Source organism: Xanthobacter sp. NM-59, from assembly GCF_021401125.1.
Lineage (GTDB): Bacteria > Pseudomonadota > Alphaproteobacteria > Rhizobiales > Xanthobacteraceae > Xanthobacter.
The window spans coordinates 191,624-209,122 of the sequence record NZ_JACBFQ010000005.1; the positions used below are offsets into that span (position 1 = coordinate 191,624).

Sequence of the window (17,499 nt, forward strand, 5' to 3'; positions counted from 1 at the left end):
ACATGACCTTCAGCGACGGGCGGAAAGACGAAAGGCCGAGGGGTGCAGCCCCTCCACGAAGGCGAGCAGGTCGCCGCCAGTGAACAGGTGGCCGGTCACGCCCGCGCCGGTCGCCGCCTGGAGATCGGATTCCTTGTCGCCGATCAGCAGGCTCGCCTTCACGTCCACGGGCCAGTGGGCCAACAGGTCCAGAAGCATGCCCGGCGCCGGCTTGCGCCAGGGGTGGACGCCCTTGAAGCGCTCCACCGTGCCCTCGGGATGAAACGGGCAATAGCGCCAATCATCGATGGAGGCGCCGACGGCCCGCAGCTCCTCCCCCATCCAGGCATGGAGAGCAGGAATGTCGCTCTCCGGATAATAGCCCCGCGCGACGCCGGCCTGATTGGTGACCACGAAGGTGTAGAAGCCAAGATCGTTGAAGCGCTTCACCGCCTCCTTGGCACCCTCGATCCAGGTGATGTCGGCCGGCAGGTGCGGATAGGCGGTATCCACATTCAGCACGCCGTCCCGGTCGAAAAACACCGCCGGGCGCCGCCGGCGGGCGGGCACCGAGACCTGCGCGTCGGCATAGGTCTCGGGAATGCCGATATCGATGAAGAAGCCGTCATAGGCGATGCCCGTCACCTTGCCCTCGGCCACCAGGCGGGGCAGCAGGTCGCTCTCCACCGAGGAGGGGCAGCCCAGGGTTTCCACCGCGCGTCGGCGCATCACATAGACGCCGCCATTGATGAGCGCCCGGTCCAGCCCTGCCCCGCGCGGGCGGAAGGCGGCGATGCGGCGGCCTTCGAGCATGATGGTCTCGTAGCGGTCCGGCTTTTCCACCAGACGCAGGGCCATGCCCACATCACTGCCATGGGCCAGCGTCTCGGCGACCAGATCCAGCCAGTTGAAGTCGAACCAGGTATCGCCATTGATGAGCAGGAAGGTCTCGTCCAGCAGCGGCAGGGCATTCACCAGTGCGCCGCCGGTGCCGAGCGGGGTCGGCTCAACCGCGATCTCCACGCTGGCGTCGAACCGCCCACGCACGTCGGTTCGGTCGATATAGTCGCTCACCACCTCGGCGCGATGGCCGGCCAACAACAGGAAGCGGGTGAAGCCACGGCGGCGGGCCTCGGCGACGAGCACTTCCACGAACGGCACATCGCCCACCGGCAGCAGCGGCTTGGGCGTGTCAGCCGTGAGCGCCCCCAGACGCGTGCCGAGGCCCCCGAGCAGAATCACACATTGCTTCACCACCGGCCCATTCCCCCTCTGGCCTTCCATGTCCGCGCGCATCACCCGCTCCGCCGCTCAGGTGCAGATGGGCCAACCCTCGGCGCCGTCGAAATTGAACTTCACCGAGCTGGCCTGCCCGCCGGCGGCGTTCAGCACCTTCTTCAGGCGATAGACGTTCTCCGGATCGGTGAGGAACATCAGGAAGCCGCCGCCGCCCGCGCCGGAAACCTTGCCCGCCCAGGCATCGGCCGCCATCGCCTCGTTGAAGAGCCGATCCACCTGCTCGGTGGCGACGCCGGCCGCGGTGGCCTTCTTGGCCGCCCAGGAACGCCCCAGGATTTCCGCCGTGCCGCGAATATCGCCCTTCAGCAGCGCCACCTTCATCTCAATGGCGTCCTGCTTCAGCTTGTGCATGTTCTCGATGGTCTTGCCATCGAGCTGCTTCAAGCCCGCCACCTGCTCCTTGATGATGTTCTCGGAGTGCCGCGACTGCCCGGAAAAGCAGATGACAAGGGAGGCCTCGAACTCGTTCAAATGTTCCCGCCGGATGCGCAGAGGATTGACGATGGCGCGGTCGCCAGGAAGGAACTCGATGAAGTTGAGCCCGCCGAAAGCCGCCGAATACTGGTCCTGCCGCCCGCCCGCGAGGCCGATATGCACGCGCTCGATCTCGAAGGCGAGGCGCGCCACGTCATAGGGGCCCAGGGGCAGCTGCAGGGCCGAGCGGAATGCCTCGATCAGCGCCACCACCAGCGCCGACGACGCGCCAAGGCCCGAGCCCGCCGGCACGTCGATGGTGGTGGAGATGGTGAGCGGCAGCGCCACCCCGTCGCAATAGGTCCGCATCATGTGGGCATAGACCGCGCGATGCAGCACCAGCCCCTCGTGGATGGAATGCTCCAGGCTCGGTTCCAACACCTCTTCCGTGTCCACGTCGCGGGCGCGCAGCACCAGCGCGCCGATGCGGTTGGTGCGGATGTGGGCATAGGCATAGCGGTCGATGGTGGCGTTCAGCACATTGCCGCCGAACTCGTCGCAATAGGGCGAGAGATCAGTGCCGCCGCCCGCGAGCCCGAGGCGCAGGGGTGCACGGGCGCGAACGTTCAGCGCATCGCCGATGGCCATGGAATGTCGTCCTTCCTGGGGGTCTCATAAAGGCGGGATGGGTCACGTGGAGGGGCCGGCCGAGCCGGTTTGGTCGCTTCAAATCATCGCTGGCGAAACAGGCCTAGCCTGGAACACGCTGGTATGGAAGCACGCCGGGCGCATTGACGGCGAGCAACTTTTCGCCCCGCGTGCCCCCGCGTCACGCATCCCCGAGCAGGAACGGCAGCACCGCATCAAGAACGGGGCGCGGCGCCTCCTCGCACACGAAGTGGCCGCCGGGAACGGGAGCGCCGGTGACGTCGGGCGCGAAGGCGCGCCATGCGTCCAGCGGGCTCGCCCCCCGGCTGGGAATGCCCGCCTCGCCCCAGGCGACGAAGGTGGGGCAGCTGAGGGTGCGGCCGGCGGCGAGGTCCGCCTCGTCAAGGGCCAGATCGAAGGTGGCGCCGGCCCGATAGTCCGCGCACATGGCGGCGATGCGGTCCGGCGAGGAGATGGCGGCCCGATAATAGGCCAGCGCCCGCACGTCGAAGGGGGTGAGATCCTTCGTGCCGGTCCAGCTCGCCATGGTCCAGTCCAGATAGAAGGCCGGATGCCCGGCGATCAGCTTTTCAGGCAGGGGGTGCGGCTGCGCCAGGAACGACCAGTGGTAGACCTGCAGCGCCCGCGCCCGGTCCATCTGGTGCCACATGGCGTAGGTGGGGATGATGTCGAGCAGCACCAGCCGGTCGAGGCGGCCGGGATTATCAAGGCCCATCCGGTAACCCACCCGCGCGCCGCGGTCATGGCCCATCAGGTTGAAATGGGAGAAGCCCAGATGCTCCATCACCTCCACCATGGCCGCCGCCATGGCGCGCTTGGTGTAGGGAAACAGATCGTCGCCGGGCTCGGGCGCCGCGCTCCAGCCATAGCCGGGCAGGTCCGGCGCAATGACGGTGAAGCTCTCCGCCAGCTTGGGCGCCACCTCGTGCCACATCACATGGCTTTCGGGAAAGCCATGGAGCAGCAGCAGCGGCGGCCCCTTGCCGCCCTGGCGCAGAAAGATATGGCCGGCCGCGGTATCCACATGGTGGGAGGAAAAGCCCGGAAAGAGGTCGTCAAGATCGGTCATGATGTCCTCGGCTTCGCTTATTTTCCGCTGAGCACTGTCGCACAGGCACCCGGCAGGTCCGCAAGAGTCAGGGGCGGTTTCGGCTTGGCCGGCTTCTCGTCGGGCTTGGGGTGAAGCACCTCGTCGGAGAACCACCAGTCGAGCTCCGCGCCGCAGCCGTCGCCGCCCGGCGGAGGCTCCTGGGGCTTGCACTCCGCACTGCCCTTGGGGCAGCCGAGGCGGACATGCATGTGATAGTCGTGTCCCCAATAGGGGCGAACCTTGGCGAGCCACGAGCGATCGCCCGTCGCGTCCCGGCACAGGGCCTTCTTGATAGCCGCATTGACGAAAATGCGCTCGACCTCCGGATCGCTCGCAGCGGCGCGAATGACCTTCCAGTGGTCGGGCCGCCAGCTAGCGGGGTCGATGTCGCGCCGGTCCTTGCGCACCATCATGGTGGCGGAAATATTCTCGCGCTCCTCCCGGGAGAGCACCCGGCCGGGGCTGGGGGTGAGCCAGATGTCCGCATCGAGCCCCACCTGGTGGGAAGCATGGCCGGTCAGCATGGGTCCGCCCCGCGGCTGCGACATGTCGCCGACCAGGATGCCACGCCAGGATGACACCTCCGTCACCTTCTGGGCGAACCGCTCAAGGAAGGCAACCAGCACCGGGTGGCCGTAATTGCGGTTGCGCGACAGGCGCATCACCTGCCACAGCGGGCCGCGCGCCTCCGGGCCGGTGATGGGCAGCGCCTCGCCCCCGGCCAGGCAGCCCTTGGAATAAAAGCCGATGGCCTCGGGCAGAAACTGCTCCGCCGGGGCCCGCACGCGGCCGAACAGCTCCTTGGCGGGCGCCGCCTGCTGCGCAAGCGCCGCGCCCGAAACCAGCAACGCCAACAGCGCCGCCCCAAGACCGGCGCGCGCGCCCATCAGCTCACCATCTTGTGCGTGAGGATCACGAAACCGTCGTCGCTGCGGGTGCCCGGATGGGCTGGAAGGTCAGTGACGAACAGCGTGGTGCCCGGCCTCGCCAGCGCGGCCACCTGCCGATTGATGGAGGGATCCACCGTGATGCGCGCGAGCGCCTGCTGCGCTTCCCCGCCCGGACCACCGGCGCCCTCATAGGAAATGGCGGTCCACCGGGGCATGCCCTGACGGTTCGCCAGCACATAAACGACATTGCCCAGCGGGGCCGTGGGATTGGCGATGCTGATGCCGCCCTGCAGCACCATCTGCGCGCCTTGCAGCACGGTCAAAGAGCGGTCGGCCGCGCTCGCGACCATGGAGACCGCCTCGCCCGCGCTCACCATATCCTCCGGCGCACCGGCGCCGGTGGCGTCCACGGCGAGCTGTTGCTCCAGCCCCTCGCTCATCACCAGCCCCGGATGCAGCACATCCTGCGGCGCGGTGTGGCGATCCGCGATGATGACCGGCGTGCCCACATGGGTGATCGCAAACAGAAGCTTGGCGAAGGCCAAGGGCAGATGCACGCAGCCGTGGGACGAAGGGTATCCCGGCAAGCCGCCCGCATGCAGCGCCACCCCCGACCAGGTGAGCCGCTCCATATAGGGCATGGGCGCCTCGTTATAGACGTTGGAATGGTGGTCCACGTCCTTGCCCAGAATGGTGAAAACCCCGGTGGGCGTTTCATGTCCGTCGCGTCCCGTGGACACGGTTGACACGCCAATGCGCAGGCCATTGCGATACACATAGGCCCGCTGATCGGAGATATTCACCACCACGGCCACAAAGCCCGCAGGCGCGCGGTCCGGATACCAGACATATTCCCCCGGCTTGAGCGCGGCGATGGCGGCAAGGTCCGGGTCATCCGCCGCCGTGGCCGGCGCCAGCGCCGCGAGCCCGAGCCCGCAGGCCAGCCCCGCCCCCATCTTGAGGAAGCCGCGCCGGGCGACGAGGCGCGGCATGCGGCGGATCGTGTCGGTCATGGCGGCACTCCGCGGACGAATCATCGGCGCGATTATGGGCGCCAGAGCTTAACCTCTGATATCCACGCTCCGATCCGCCCTTGGCCCCTCCCACCGCACATCTCCCGGCGGAGACCGCAGCCGCGGGCCCTCGCTCCGGCACGCCAGCGCGCGCGCATCCGCGCGCCGGAACCCGCCGGAGCCGACGCCGGCCCGGCTCCTGCATACCGCCCCCCGATGCGTAACCCCATGCGCCGCCGCAGCCGGGCCGAACGCGCACCCGCCCGCAGCTGGGCGAGGACGCTCCCCGCCAGGACAGGCATCCGCCCGCGGCCCCCCTGTCGGTTTGGTCTGTGAGAGAGTGATGGAGCGCAAGGGAGCCCTCCCCCTGAGGGCATGGAGTCCGCATGAGAGCAAGGCGCCCCCTCCGCTGTCGCGGAACCCTGAACAGTTGCTTGGGAATGCCGATCCCGCACGACCTGGAAATGAGCCATCACCGCGCCTCAGCCTGTTGCCGGCTGAGATGCGTCGCGCGCCGTCCCCGACCTTTGGCCCCTGCCATCCCGACAGACGCGGAGAAACTCCAACACTCCGGAGGCGGTCGTCGCCTGAACCGCCGAACTGGCACGCGACATCGTCGTCGCGTTCGAGGCCACCAGCGGCTGCGACGGTGACAGCATTGCTGCCCTTGCCGAACGCCGCCAACCCTTTTCCCGCGTCAATCCCCGCCAGCGCGAGACTTCGCCAGAACCACCTGTGCCCCAGCCAAAAGCGACAGGGTCAATGCCCCGGTCGGCGCCCGGATGGGCCGCACCCTCAGCCCCACCAGCGCCTCAGGGTTTTCCGAGCCGCGCGGGCACCGTCTCCTCTGGAGGAAACGCGGCCAAAACATCGGCTCTGACTGCGTCAGCGCCTCCGGTCTCGCATCACACAGTCCGCCATGATCTACACCGTATTCCCGGCAACCCACCGCTCAAGTCCCCCAGAACCTTCGCGCGGCGCTCCCGCGCACCCAATCGCCAGCGCGCATTCACACCTCTCGGTGGCGCCAGCGCCCCGCTCCCGCCGGGCCATCCGACCGCGTGACATCCGTCGATCTTGCCCCCGCCGCCGGACCAGCCGCGAGCCCGCCCGAGGCGCATGGCAACCGCGCCCCATCTGCCAATACTCGCGCCAGGAACGAAAAAGGGCCGCACAAGGCGGCCCTTTCTCAAACGTCTACGCTTTCGCCTCACTCCGCCGGGGGCGGAGCTTCGGACGGGCCTTCCACCAATGCAGCGGGGGCCTCGGTCTGCTCGTCGCGGGTGGCGACGATCAAGTCGTCGCGGGAGTTCGCCACGGCCCGCAGCTTGTTCATCTGCGCGCCAGTACCGGCCGGGATCAGGCGGCCGACGATGACGTTCTCCTTGAGACCTTCCAGCGGATCCACCTTGCCATTGACCGCCGCCTCGGTGAGGACGCGGGTGGTCTCCTGGAAGGAGGCAGCCGAGAAGAAGGAACGCGTCTGAAGCGAAGCCTTGGTGATGCCGAGCAGCACCGGATGGCCGGTCGCGCCCTTCTTGCCCTCTTCGGCCGCCTTTTCGTTGGCCTCGATGAACTCGATGCGGTCGACCTGCTCGCCGTCCAGGAAGTCGGTCTCCCCGGCGTCGTCGATCTCCATCTTCTGCAGCATGTTCCGGACGATCACCTCAATGTGCTTGTCATTGATGTTCACGCCCTGCAGCCGGTAGACCTCCTGGATTTCGTTCACGAGGAAGGCCGCAAGCTCTTCCACGCCCTTGATCGCCAGGATGTCGTGCGGCGCCGGATTGCCGTCGACGATGAAATCGCCCTTCTCCACCACGTCGCCGTCCTGGAGATGGATGTGCTTGCCCTTCGGGATCAGGTACTCCACCGGATCCCCACCGTCCGACGGCTCAATGGAGAGCCGGCGCTTGTTCTTGTAGTCGCGGCCAAAGCGGATGGTGCCCGAAATCTCGGCGATGATCGCCGCATCCTTCGGGCGCCGCGCCTCGAACAGCTCCGCCACCCGCGGCAGACCGCCGGTGATGTCACGCGTCTTGGCGCTCTCCATGGGCACACGGGCCACGGCGTCACCCGCCTTGATCTTCTGGTTCGGGTCCACCGAGATGATGGCCTCCACCGGAAGCGCATAGCGAGCGTCACCGCCACGCGCCAGCTTCGACACCTTGCCGTCCGGCCCCTTGATGAGGATGGCCGGGCGCAGCTCCGGCCCGCGGCCGGAACGGCTGTCGGTCACGACGCGCTTGGCGATACCGGTCGACTCGTCGACCGTCTCGTTCATGGACGCGCCTTCCACCAGGTCCTCGAAGGCCACCGTGCCGTCCACTTCGGTGAGAACCGGACGGGTGTAGGGGTCCCACTCGGCAATGCGCTGGCCGCGCTTGATGGTATCGCCCTCGTCCACCTTCAGACGGGCACCGTACTGGATACGGTTGACCGCGCGCTCGGTGCCATCGTGGTCGACGATCACAACGGCGAGGTTGCGGCTCATCACCACGAGGTCACCGTCGGAGTTCCGCGCCACGTTGCGGTTACGGATCTTGACCGAGCCCTCGAAGTTCGACTCCACGAAGGAGGAGTCCGCCAGCGTTGCCGCGCCACCGATGTGGAACGTACGCATGGTGAGCTGCGTGCCCGGCTCGCCGATGGACTGGGCGGCGATGACACCCACCGCCTCGCCCATGTTCACGGGCGTGCCGCGGGCAAGATCGCGGCCATAGCAGGTCCCGCACACGCCGTTCCGCGTCTCGCAGGTGAGCACGGAGCGGATCTTGATCTCCTGGATGCCCGCCTTGTTGATGCGGTCGATGTGCGGCTCCTCGATCATCGCGCCCTTGGGCACGATGATGTTGCCGGTGCCGGGTTCCACCACATCCTCCACCGCCGTGCGGCCGAGCACGCGCGAGGCCAGCGAGGCCACCACCTGGCCGGCATCGAGGATGGCGCGCATGTGGATTCCCTTATCCGAGCCGCAATCGCGCTCGGTGATGATGGAATCCTGCGCCACGTCCACCAGACGGCGGGTGAGGTAACCCGAGTTCGCCGTCTTCAAGGCGGTGTCGGCCAAGCCCTTACGGGCGCCGTGGGTGGAGTTGAAGTACTCCATCACGGTCAGGCCTTCCTTAAAGTTCGAGATGATCGGTGTCTCGATGATCTCGCCGGAGGGCTTGGCCATCAGGCCGCGCATGGCGGCCAGCTGGCGCATCTGGGTGGGCGACCCACGCGCACCGGAGTGGCTCATCATGTAGATGGAGTTGATCGGCTTCTCGCGGCCGGTCTCCGGATCCTTCTTCACCGACGAGATTTCCTTCATCATCTCTTCGGCGATGCGGTCCGTGCACTTGCCCCAGCAGTCAACGACCTTGTTGTACTTCTCACCCTGGGTGATCAGGCCGTCATTGTACTGCTGCTCGTACTCCTTCGTCAGAGCACGCGCTTCTTCCACCAGCTCCCACTTCTTCTTCGGCACCACCATGTCGTCCTTGCCGAACGAGATGCCGGCGCGGAACGCGTTGTAGAAGCCGAGCGACATGATGCGGTCGCAGAAGATCACCGACTCCTTCTGGCCGCAGTGGCGGTAGACGGTGTCGATCATGTTCGAGATTTCCTTCTTCGTCATCGCCTTGTTGACGACGTCGAAGGAGATCTTCTTGTGCCGCGGCAGGAGCTCACCGATCTTCATGCGACCGGGGGTGGTCTCATAGATCTTTGTATATTCCTCGCCATCGGCATTGATGCCAGTGTAGCGGCCCTTGATCTTGGTATGAAGCGTGATCGCCTTCGCATTCAGCGCATGGTCGATCTCGTTCATGTTGGCGAACAGCATGCCCTCGCCAGGCTCATTCTCCCGCATCAGCGAGAGGTAATAGAGCCCGAGCACGATATCCTGCGACGGCACGATGATGGGCTGGCCGTTCGCCGGGTGCAGGATGTTGTTGGTGGACATCATGAGCACGCGCGCTTCCAGCTGGGCTTCCAGCGAAAGCGGAACGTGCACGGCCATCTGGTCGCCGTCAAAGTCCGCATTGAAGGCGGAGCAGACCAGCGGATGGAGCTGGATCGCCTTGCCTTCGATCAACACCGGCTCGAACGCCTGGATGCCCAGGCGATGGAGCGTCGGCGCGCGATTCAGCATTACCGGATGCTCGCGGATCACCTCGTCGAGGATATCCCAAACCTCGGGACGCTCCTTCTCCACCAGCTTCTTGGCCTGCTTCACCGTCGCCGAATGGCCCTTCGCGTCCAGACGCGAATAGATGAAGGGCTTGAACAGCTCCAGCGCCATCTTCTTCGGCAGGCCGCACTGGTGCAGCTTCAGCTCGGGACCCACCACGATCACCGAACGGCCGGAATAGTCGACGCGCTTGCCAAGCAGGTTCTGACGGAACCGGCCCTGCTTGCCCTTCAGCATGTCGGCGAGCGACTTCAGCGGACGCTTGTTGGCGCCAGTGATGACGCGGCCGCGACGGCCGTTGTCGAACAGGGCGTCAACCGCTTCCTGAAGCATGCGCTTCTCGTTGCGGATGATGATGTCCGGCGCGCGCAACTCGATCAGCCGCTTCAGGCGGTTGTTACGGTTGATGACGCGGCGGTAGAGGTCGTTCAGGTCGGAGGTCGCAAAGCGGCCGCCATCCAGCGGAACCAGCGGGCGCAGGTCCGGCGGAATCACGGGAACGTGCGTCAGGATCATCCACTCGGGCTTGTTGCCCGACAGCTGGAAGGCCTCGACGATCTTCAGGCGCTTGGCGAGCTTCTTGGGCTTCAGCTCGGTGGTCGCCTGCGCGATCTCCACGCGCAGGTCTGCCGCGATCTTCTCCAGGTCCATGGAGCGCAGAAGCTCACGGATGGCCTCGGCGCCGATCAGGGCCGTGAAGTTGGTCTCGCCGTACTCGTCCTGGGCGCGCAGATACTCTTCCTCGGAGAGCAGCTGGCGATACTTCAGCTTCGTCGTGCCCGGCTCGATCACCACGAAATATTCGAAGTACAGGATGCGCTCCAGGTCCTTCAGCGTCATGTCGAGCAGCAGACCGATGCGGCTCGGCAGGGACTTCAGGAACCAGATGTGGGCCACGGGCGCGGCGAGCTCGATGTGGCCCATGCGCTCGCGCCGCACCCGCGAGAGCGTGACTTCCACGCCGCACTTCTCGCAGATGATGCCCTTGTACTTCATGCGCTTGTACTTGCCGCACAAGCACTCATAGTCCTTGATGGGACCGAAGATGCGCGCGCAGAACAAGCCGTCACGCTCGGGCTTGAACGTGCGGTAATTGATGGTCTCCGGCTTCTTGATCTCGCCGTAGGACCAGGACTTAATCTTCTCCGGGCTCGCGATCGAAATGCGGATCTGATTGAAGCTCGGGGCCGGAACGGTCGGATTGAAGACGTTCAGGACTTCCTGGTTCATGTGCTGCTCCCAAACGGGGTGGGCGGCTATTCCGTTAGGCCGCTCCGGCGCTCACGCCGGGGCGGCAGTCCGCTTCAAGCGGAAAGGGTCGCGAGCCCCTTAGCTGTTCTCGAGGTCCACATTGAGGCCGAGCGAGCGCATTTCCTTCACGAGCACGTTGAAGCTCTCCGGAATGCCGCTCTCGAACGTGTCCTCGCCGCGCACGATGGCCTCGTAAACCTTGGTGCGGCCGGCCACGTCGTCCGACTTCACGGTCAGCATTTCCTGCAGCGTGTAGGCGGCGCCATAGGCTTCGAGCGCCCACACCTCCATTTCGCCGAAGCGCTGGCCACCGAACTGCGCCTTGCCGCCCAGCGGCTGCTGGGTGACCAGCGAGTACGGGCCGATGGAGCGCGCGTGGATCTTGTCGTCCACGAGATGGTGCAGCTTCAGCATGTAGATGTAGCCAACAGTGACCTTACGGTCGAAGGGCTCACCGGTGCGGCCATCGAACAGCGTCGACTGGCCCGACGGGTCGAGACCCGCCATCTCCAGCTGGTGCTCGATGTCATCCTCGTGGGCGCCGTCGAAGACCGGAGTCGCGATCGGCACACCCTTGCGCAGGTTCTCGCCCAGCTCAGGAAGCTCATCGTCCTTGAGCTGCTCGATCTCCGGCTTGCCGTAAATGGTCTCGAGCCGCTCGCGTAGAGGCTTGAGGTCATTCTGGGCATAATAGGCGTCGACCGCTGCCGCCACCTGCTTGCCGAGGCCCGCGCAGGCCCAGCCCAGATGGGTTTCCAGGATCTGGCCCACATTCATGCGCGAGGGCACGCCCAGCGGGTTCAGCACGATATCGACGTTCGTGCCGTCCGCCAGGAAGGGCATGTCCTCGATCGGCACGATGCGCGACACGACACCCTTGTTGCCGTGACGGCCGGCCATCTTGTCGCCCGGCTGAATCTTGCGCTTCACGGCGACGAAGACCTTTACCATCTTCATCACGCCGGGAGGCAGCTCGTCGCCACGCTGCAGCTTCTCGACCTTGTCGAGGAACCGCTGCTCAAGCCGCTTCTTCGACTCGTCGTACTGAGCGCGGATCGCCTCTAGCTCGCTCATGATGGCGTCATCCGCCACCGCGAACAGCCACCACTGCGAACGCGGGAACTCCGTCAGGATCTCGCGCGTGACCACGCTGTCCTTCTTGAAGCCCTTCGGGCCCGCAATGGCAGTCTTGCCGTCGAGGATCTCGGTCAGTCGGCCGTAGACGTTACGGTCGAGGATCGCCTGCTCGTCATCGCGGTCCTTGGCGAGCCGCTCGATCTCCTCGCGCTCGATGGCCAGAGCGCGCTCGTCCTTGTCCACACCGTGACGGTTGAACACGCGCACTTCGACGATGGTCCCCTTGGTGCCCGGCGGCAGGCGCAGGGACGTGTCGCGCACGTCCGCGGCCTTCTCACCGAAGATGGCGCGCAGAAGCTTCTCTTCCGGCGTCATCGGGCTCTCACCCTTGGGGGTGATCTTGCCCACCAGGATGTCGCCGGCATTCACCTCGGCGCCGATATAGACGATGCCCGCCTCGTCGAGATTCTTCAGCGCCTCTTCAGAGACGTTGGGAATGTCGCGGGTGATTTCCTCCGGACCCAGCTTGGTGTCGCGGGCCATGCACTCGAATTCCTCGAGGTGGATCGAGGTGAACACGTCGTCCTTGACGATGTTCTCCGAGAGCAGAATGGAGTCTTCGTAGTTGTAGCCGTTCCACGGCATGAACGCGACGAGCACGTTACGGCCGAGGGCCAGATCACCCAGTTCCGTCGACGGGCCATCAGCGATGATGTCGCCCTTGCGCACCTGATCGCCCACACGCACCAGCGGACGCTGGTTGATGCAGGTGGACTGGTTGGAGCGCTGGAACTTCATCAGTCGATAGATGTCCACACCCGACTTCGACGGATCCGGCTCTTCCGTCGCCCGGATCACGATACGGGTCGCGTCCACCTGGTCGATGATGCCCGTACGGCGCGCCGCGATGGCGGCACCGGAGTCGCGGGCCACCACGGCTTCCATGCCCGTGCCCACAAGCGGAGCCTGCGAACGCACCAGCGGCACCGCCTGGCGCTGCATGTTCGAGCCCATGAGCGCGCGGTTCGCGTCGTCGTTCTCGAGGAACGGGATGAGCGCTGCGGCAACCGACACCAGCTGCTTCGGCGACACGTCCATGAAGTCCACGCGATCAGGCGAGACCATCAGCACATCACCGGCATGGCGGCAGATGATGAGGTCCTCAACGAACCCGCCATCCTTATTCAGCGGAATGTTCGCCTGGGCGACGTAGTACTTCCCCTCCTCCATGGCGGACAGATAGACCACCTCATCGGTGACCTTGCTGTCAACCACCCGGCGGTAGGGCGCCTCAATGAAGCCGTACTTATTCACGCGGGCGAATGTCGCCAGCGAGTTGATGAGGCCGATATTCGGGCCTTCCGGCGTCTCGATGGGGCAGATGCGGCCATAGTGAGTCGGGTGCACGTCGCGCACCTCGAAGCCCGCGCGCTCGCGGGTCAGACCACCCGGGCCCAGGGCCGAGAGACGACGCTTGTGCGTGATCTCGGAGAGCGGGTTGGTCTGGTCCATGAACTGCGACAGCTGCGACGACCCGAAGAACTCGCGCACCGCAGCAGCCACCGGCTTCGCATTGATAAGGTCCTGCGGCATCACGGTATCGATGTCGACGGACGACATCCGCTCCTTGATGGCGCGCTCCATGCGCAGCAGGCCGACGCGATACTGATTCTCCATCAGTTCGCCGACCGAACGCACGCGACGATTGCCCAGATGGTCGATGTCGTCGATCTCGCCCTTGCCGTCGCGCAGCTCCACCAGCGTCTTGATGACGGCGAGGATATCCTCGCGGCGCAACACGCGCACCGTGTCCGGGCAGTCGAGATCCAGGCGCATGTTCATCTTCACGCGGCCCACGGCAGAGAGGTCGTAGCGCTCCGCATCGAAGAACAGCGAATGGAACATCGCCTGCGCCGAATCGAGGGTCGGCGGCTCACCCGGACGCATCACACGGTAGATGTCGAAGAGCGCGTCCTCCCGGGCCACGTTCTTATCGGCAGCCAGGGTGTTGCGAATATAGGCGCCGGTATTGACGTGATCGATGTCCAGCACCGGGATCTCGCCATAGCCCAGCTCGTCCAGCTGCTTGAGGCTCTTTTCGGTGAGCTCGTCGCCGGCCTCCGCGTGGATCTCGCCGGTCTGCGCATCCACCAGATCCTCGGCCACATACTGGCCGACCATCTCCTCGTCGGAAATCTTGAGGGCCTTGAGACCCTTCTCGGCCAGCTGGCGCGCCGCGCGCACGGTCAGCTTCTTGCCGGCCTCCAGCACCACTTCGCCCGTATCGGCGTCGATGAGGTCGGAAACCGCCTTGTAGCCCTTCATGCGCTTGGGATCGAACGGCATGCGCCAGCCGTCCTTGTCCCGCGAGAACATGATCTTCTCGTAGAAGGTATCGAGAATTTCCTCGGCGTCGAGGCCCAGCGCATAGAGCAGGCTCGTCACCGGGATCTTGCGACGCCGATCGATGCGCGCATACACGATGTCCTTGGCATCGAACTCGATGTCGAGCCAGGAACCGCGATAGGGAATAATACGCGCGGCGAAGAGCAGCTTGCCCGAGGAATGGGTCTTGCCCTTGTCGTGGTCGAAGAACACGCCGGGCGAGCGGTGCATCTGCGAGACGATAACGCGCTCAGTGCCGTTGACGATGAACGTGCCGTTCATGGTCATCAGCGGAATATCGCCGGTGTAGACGTCCTGCTCCTTGATGTCCTTCACCGACTTAGCGCCGGTATCCGGATCCACATCGAACACGATGAGGCGCAGAGTCACCTTCAGCGGCGCCGCAAAGGTCATGCCACGCTGACGGCACTCGTCGACGTCATACTTCGGCGGCTCAAACTCGTAGCGGACGAACTCCAGCATGGCCGCGCCGGCGAAGTCGGAAATCGGAAACACCGACTTGAAGACCGCCTGCAGGCCATCGTCGTCGCGCCCGCCCTTAGGTTCCTCGATCTGCAGGAACTGGTCATAAGACGCCTTCTGAACCTCGATGAGGTTCGGCATCTCGGCCACTTCCTTGATTTTGCCGAAGAACTTGCGGATCCGCTTACGACCGGTGAACGTTTGCGCCATCTCGATCCTCGTCCGTCCAGGTCCCCTTCGGGCCGGCACCCTCCCAAGGAAGGCTCGCCATGCCGGCACCGGAACCACTTCGCCGTCCGCCGCAAGAGAACAGGCGCAAGCGCCCTACCCTTTCAGCACCATGACGGCTCTCCCGGCCGCGGCAAGCCTTAAGCCTGACCGCAGCCGGGGGAACCGTCCTACACTCCAACCTCATCGGCACCACCCGGGGCGGAAGCCCCGGGCGATCCCTGAGCTGCACCCCGCCGCAAAGCGGAGCGCAGCCATCAAAGGCTCACTTGAGCTCGACCTTGGCGCCAGCCTTCTCGAGCTGGGCCTTGAGCTTCTCGGCCTCGTCCTTCGCCACGCCTTCCTTGACGGGCTTGGGAGCGCCCTCCACCAGGTCCTTGGCCTCCTTCAGGCCCAGACCGGTGATGGCGCGCACTTCCTTGATGACCTCGATCTTCTTGTCGCCGGCGGAAGCCAGGACAACAGTGAACTCGGTCTGCTCCTCGGCAGCCGGGGCAGCGCCGCCGGCGGCGCCGGGAGCGGCGGCCACGGCCACGGCGGCAGCCGCGGACACGCCCCACTTCTCCTCGAGAAGCTTGGCCAGCTCGGCAGCCTCGAGCACGGTGAGGGCGGAGAGCTCGTCGACGAGCTTGGTCAGATCAGCCATGGGTGTCTTCCTTGAGATAGGTTCGAATTCGAGATTTGCGAGATCAGGCCGCCAATGTCGGCGGCCAGGTCCTCACGCAGCTTCGTCTTTCTTGGCATAGGCCCCGAACACGCGGGCCAGCTTTGCAGCCGGCGCGGTGCTGAGCTGCGCAATCTTGGTCGCCGGAGCCTGGATAAGGCCGACGAGCTTTGCGCGCAGTTCATCCAGGGACGGCATGGTGGCAAGCGCCTTCACACCATCCGCATTGAGGGCCGTGGTGCCCATCGCGCCACCAAGGATCACGAACTTGTCGTTGGCCTTGGCGAAGTCGACAGCCACCTTCGGCGCCGCCACCGGATCGCTCGAATAAGCGATCAGCGTGGGCCCCTTCAGCAGGGGCGCCACATGGGCGACGTCGGAGCCTTCCAGAGCGATCTTGGCGAGGCGGTTCTTTGCCACCTTCACGGTCGCACCCTGAGCCTTCATCTGTCGACGCAGGTTCGACATCTGGGCCACGGTGAGGCCGGAATAGTGGGCGACCACGACGACGGAAGTGGTCTTGAACACTTCCGAAAGCGCCGTGACGAGCTCTTGTTTTTCCGCTCGATCCACGTCTGGCTCTCTTTAAGCCTGTGACGGAACACTCCCCTTACGGGAAGAACTCCGCCGGTTGCGCCTTGCCGCCCGTCGCGGCCGGACCCGTCAAAAACGGCATGCCGGCCGCAGCGCGCGGCGCTCATGCCCTGTCCCCTCGGAGCCTCACCGGCACGATCACCGGGAACGACACACAAGGCGCTGGTTCGAACCGATCTCCACCGGCCACCCCACGGGATGGCCAATCCGAAATTCCGGTCTTCCCCGTCTATGCGGGCTCTGCCATGCCACCCCTTGGAGCGGCGCAAGAATTAAGCCTGAAACCACCTTTCGGAGTTCAGGCGCCTGCAGTCTCGGACAGGACTGCCGCCAACCCCACCGCCGAATTCCGCTAAGAACTGGCACCAGGATAGACGACGAGGCCGGGCGGGCGAACCCTCCCAGCCCTTTCACCCAGTCACGGGCGAAAGCTTGAAACTCACTTTCCCCGCGGAACGACCCATCGGGAAGGAGCTCATATAATGCGTTAAGGACGACTTGTCACGCCCTTCGTGCATTTAAAACGACAAGACCGCGGCGAGGGATCCCGCCGCGGTCCTGCAGAGCTGCATGAGCCTGGGATCAGGCGCTGACGACGGAGCCCGGCTCCACCTTGAGGCCCGGCCCCATGGTGGAGGAGACCGCGATGCGCTGGACATAGGTGCCCTTTGCGCCCGCGGGCTTCGCCTTCACTACGGCGTCCGCGAAGGCGCGGATGTTCTCGGCGAGCTTTTCGGCCGAGAACGACGCCTTGCCGACGCCGGCGTGGATGATGCCCGCCTTCTCAACGCGGAACTCCACGGCGCCGCCCTTGGCGGCGGCCACGGCGCCCTTCACGTCCATGGTGACGGTACCGACCTTCGGGTTCGGCATCAGGCCGCGCGGGCCCAGCACCTTACCGAGACGACCGACCAGCGGCATCAGATCGGGGGTCGCGATGCAGCGATCGAAGTCGATCTTGCCGCCCTGGATGGTCTCCAGGAGATCCTCGGCGCCCACGATGTCCGCGCCGGCAGCCTTGGCTTCGTCAGCCTTGGCGCCGCGGGCGAACACGGCAACGCGCACCGTGCGGCCGGAGCCGTTGGGCAGGTTGCAGACGCCGCGAACCATCTGGTCCGCATGGCGGGGATCCACACCCAGGTTCATCGCGACCTCGATGGTCTCGTCGAACTTGGCGGTGGCACGCTCCTTCAGGAGGGCCAGGGCCTCATCCAGGGCGTAGAGCTTGGTGGGGTCGATGCCCTCGTGGGCGGCGCGGATGCGCTTACCTTCCTTCGCCATGACGC

10 protein-coding genes are annotated in these 17,499 nt (G+C 65.4%); all 10 read right to left on the reverse strand.

Features of this window, described 5'->3' with window-relative positions:
* Positions 1-9: 9 nt before the first annotated feature.
* Positions 10-1,275, reverse strand: a complete 1,266-nt coding sequence (locus tag L0966_RS11740) for an HAD-IIIA family hydrolase (RefSeq protein ID WP_234052085.1) — start codon at positions 1,273-1,275, stop codon at positions 10-12.
* A gap of 15 nt (positions 1,276-1,290) precedes the next feature.
* Positions 1,291-2,340 carry a hypothetical protein gene (locus L0966_RS11745; protein WP_234052086.1) on the reverse strand — a complete coding sequence of 350 codons (1,050 nt, stop codon included), beginning with the start codon at positions 2,338-2,340 and terminating at the stop codon, positions 1,291-1,293.
* A 181-nt stretch (positions 2,341-2,521) separates the two neighbouring features.
* Positions 2,522-3,430, reverse strand: coding sequence for an alpha/beta fold hydrolase (locus L0966_RS11750; RefSeq protein WP_234052087.1), 909 nt, complete (start codon positions 3,428-3,430; stop codon positions 2,522-2,524).
* Between the two features lie 17 nt (positions 3,431-3,447).
* Entirely contained in the window at positions 3,448-4,338 is an 891-nt protein-coding gene (mepA, locus tag L0966_RS11755; protein ID WP_234052088.1) for a penicillin-insensitive murein endopeptidase, read from the reverse strand.
* The gene (locus tag L0966_RS11760) at positions 4,338-5,354 is read right to left on the reverse strand and encodes a L,D-transpeptidase (protein ID WP_234052089.1); all 1,017 of its coding nucleotides are present in this window, start codon (positions 5,352-5,354) and stop codon (positions 4,338-4,340) included. The genes mepA and L0966_RS11760 overlap by 1 nt, the downstream gene beginning before the upstream one ends.
* A 1,210-nt stretch (positions 5,355-6,564) precedes the next feature.
* Positions 6,565-10,761 carry a DNA-directed RNA polymerase subunit beta' gene (gene rpoC / locus L0966_RS11770; RefSeq protein WP_234052090.1) on the reverse strand — a complete coding sequence of 1,399 codons (4,197 nt, stop codon included), beginning with the start codon at positions 10,759-10,761 and terminating at the stop codon, positions 6,565-6,567.
* Between the two features lie 99 nt (positions 10,762-10,860).
* The gene (rpoB, locus tag L0966_RS11775) at positions 10,861-14,937 is read right to left on the reverse strand and encodes a DNA-directed RNA polymerase subunit beta (protein ID WP_234052091.1); all 4,077 of its coding nucleotides are present in this window, start codon (positions 14,935-14,937) and stop codon (positions 10,861-10,863) included.
* 283 nt (positions 14,938-15,220) lie between these two features.
* The gene (gene rplL / locus L0966_RS11780; protein ID WP_234052092.1) at positions 15,221-15,601 is read right to left on the reverse strand and encodes a 50S ribosomal protein L7/L12; all 381 of its coding nucleotides are present in this window, start codon (positions 15,599-15,601) and stop codon (positions 15,221-15,223) included.
* A 72-nt stretch (positions 15,602-15,673) separates the two neighbouring features.
* Positions 15,674-16,192, reverse strand: coding sequence for a 50S ribosomal protein L10 (gene rplJ, locus L0966_RS11785; RefSeq protein ID WP_234052093.1), 519 nt, complete (start codon positions 16,190-16,192; stop codon positions 15,674-15,676).
* Positions 16,193-16,795: 603 nt separating this feature from the next.
* A complete protein-coding gene (gene rplA / locus L0966_RS11790; RefSeq protein WP_234052094.1) occupies positions 16,796-17,494 on the reverse strand; it encodes a 50S ribosomal protein L1 in 699 nt (232 codons plus the stop codon).
* Positions 17,495-17,499 lie beyond the last annotated feature (5 nt).

What these genes read in the sequence shown, in the direction of transcription:
- L0966_RS11740 (WP_234052085.1), bottom strand. Translation starts at nt 1,275, where the DNA reads ATGCGCGCGGACATGGAAGGCCAGAGGGGGAATGGGCCGGTGGTGAAG.
- L0966_RS11745 (WP_234052086.1), bottom strand. Translation starts at nt 2,340, where the DNA reads ATGGCCATCGGCGATGCGCTGAACGTTCGCGCCCGTGCACCCCTGCGC.
- L0966_RS11750 (WP_234052087.1), bottom strand. Translation starts at nt 3,430, where the DNA reads ATGACCGATCTTGACGACCTCTTTCCGGGCTTTTCCTCCCACCATGTG.
- mepA (WP_234052088.1), bottom strand. Translation starts at nt 4,338, where the DNA reads ATGGGCGCGCGCGCCGGTCTTGGGGCGGCGCTGTTGGCGTTGCTGGTT.
- L0966_RS11760 (WP_234052089.1), bottom strand. Translation starts at nt 5,354, where the DNA reads ATGACCGACACGATCCGCCGCATGCCGCGCCTCGTCGCCCGGCGCGGC.
- rpoC (WP_234052090.1), bottom strand. Translation starts at nt 10,761, where the DNA reads ATGAACCAGGAAGTCCTGAACGTCTTCAATCCGACCGTTCCGGCCCCG.
- rpoB (WP_234052091.1), bottom strand. Translation starts at nt 14,937, where the DNA reads ATGGCGCAAACGTTCACCGGTCGTAAGCGGATCCGCAAGTTCTTCGGC.
- rplL (WP_234052092.1), bottom strand. Translation starts at nt 15,601, where the DNA reads ATGGCTGATCTGACCAAGCTCGTCGACGAGCTCTCCGCCCTCACCGTG.
- rplA (WP_234052094.1), bottom strand. Translation starts at nt 17,494, where the DNA reads ATGGCGAAGGAAGGTAAGCGCATCCGCGCCGCCCACGAGGGCATCGAC.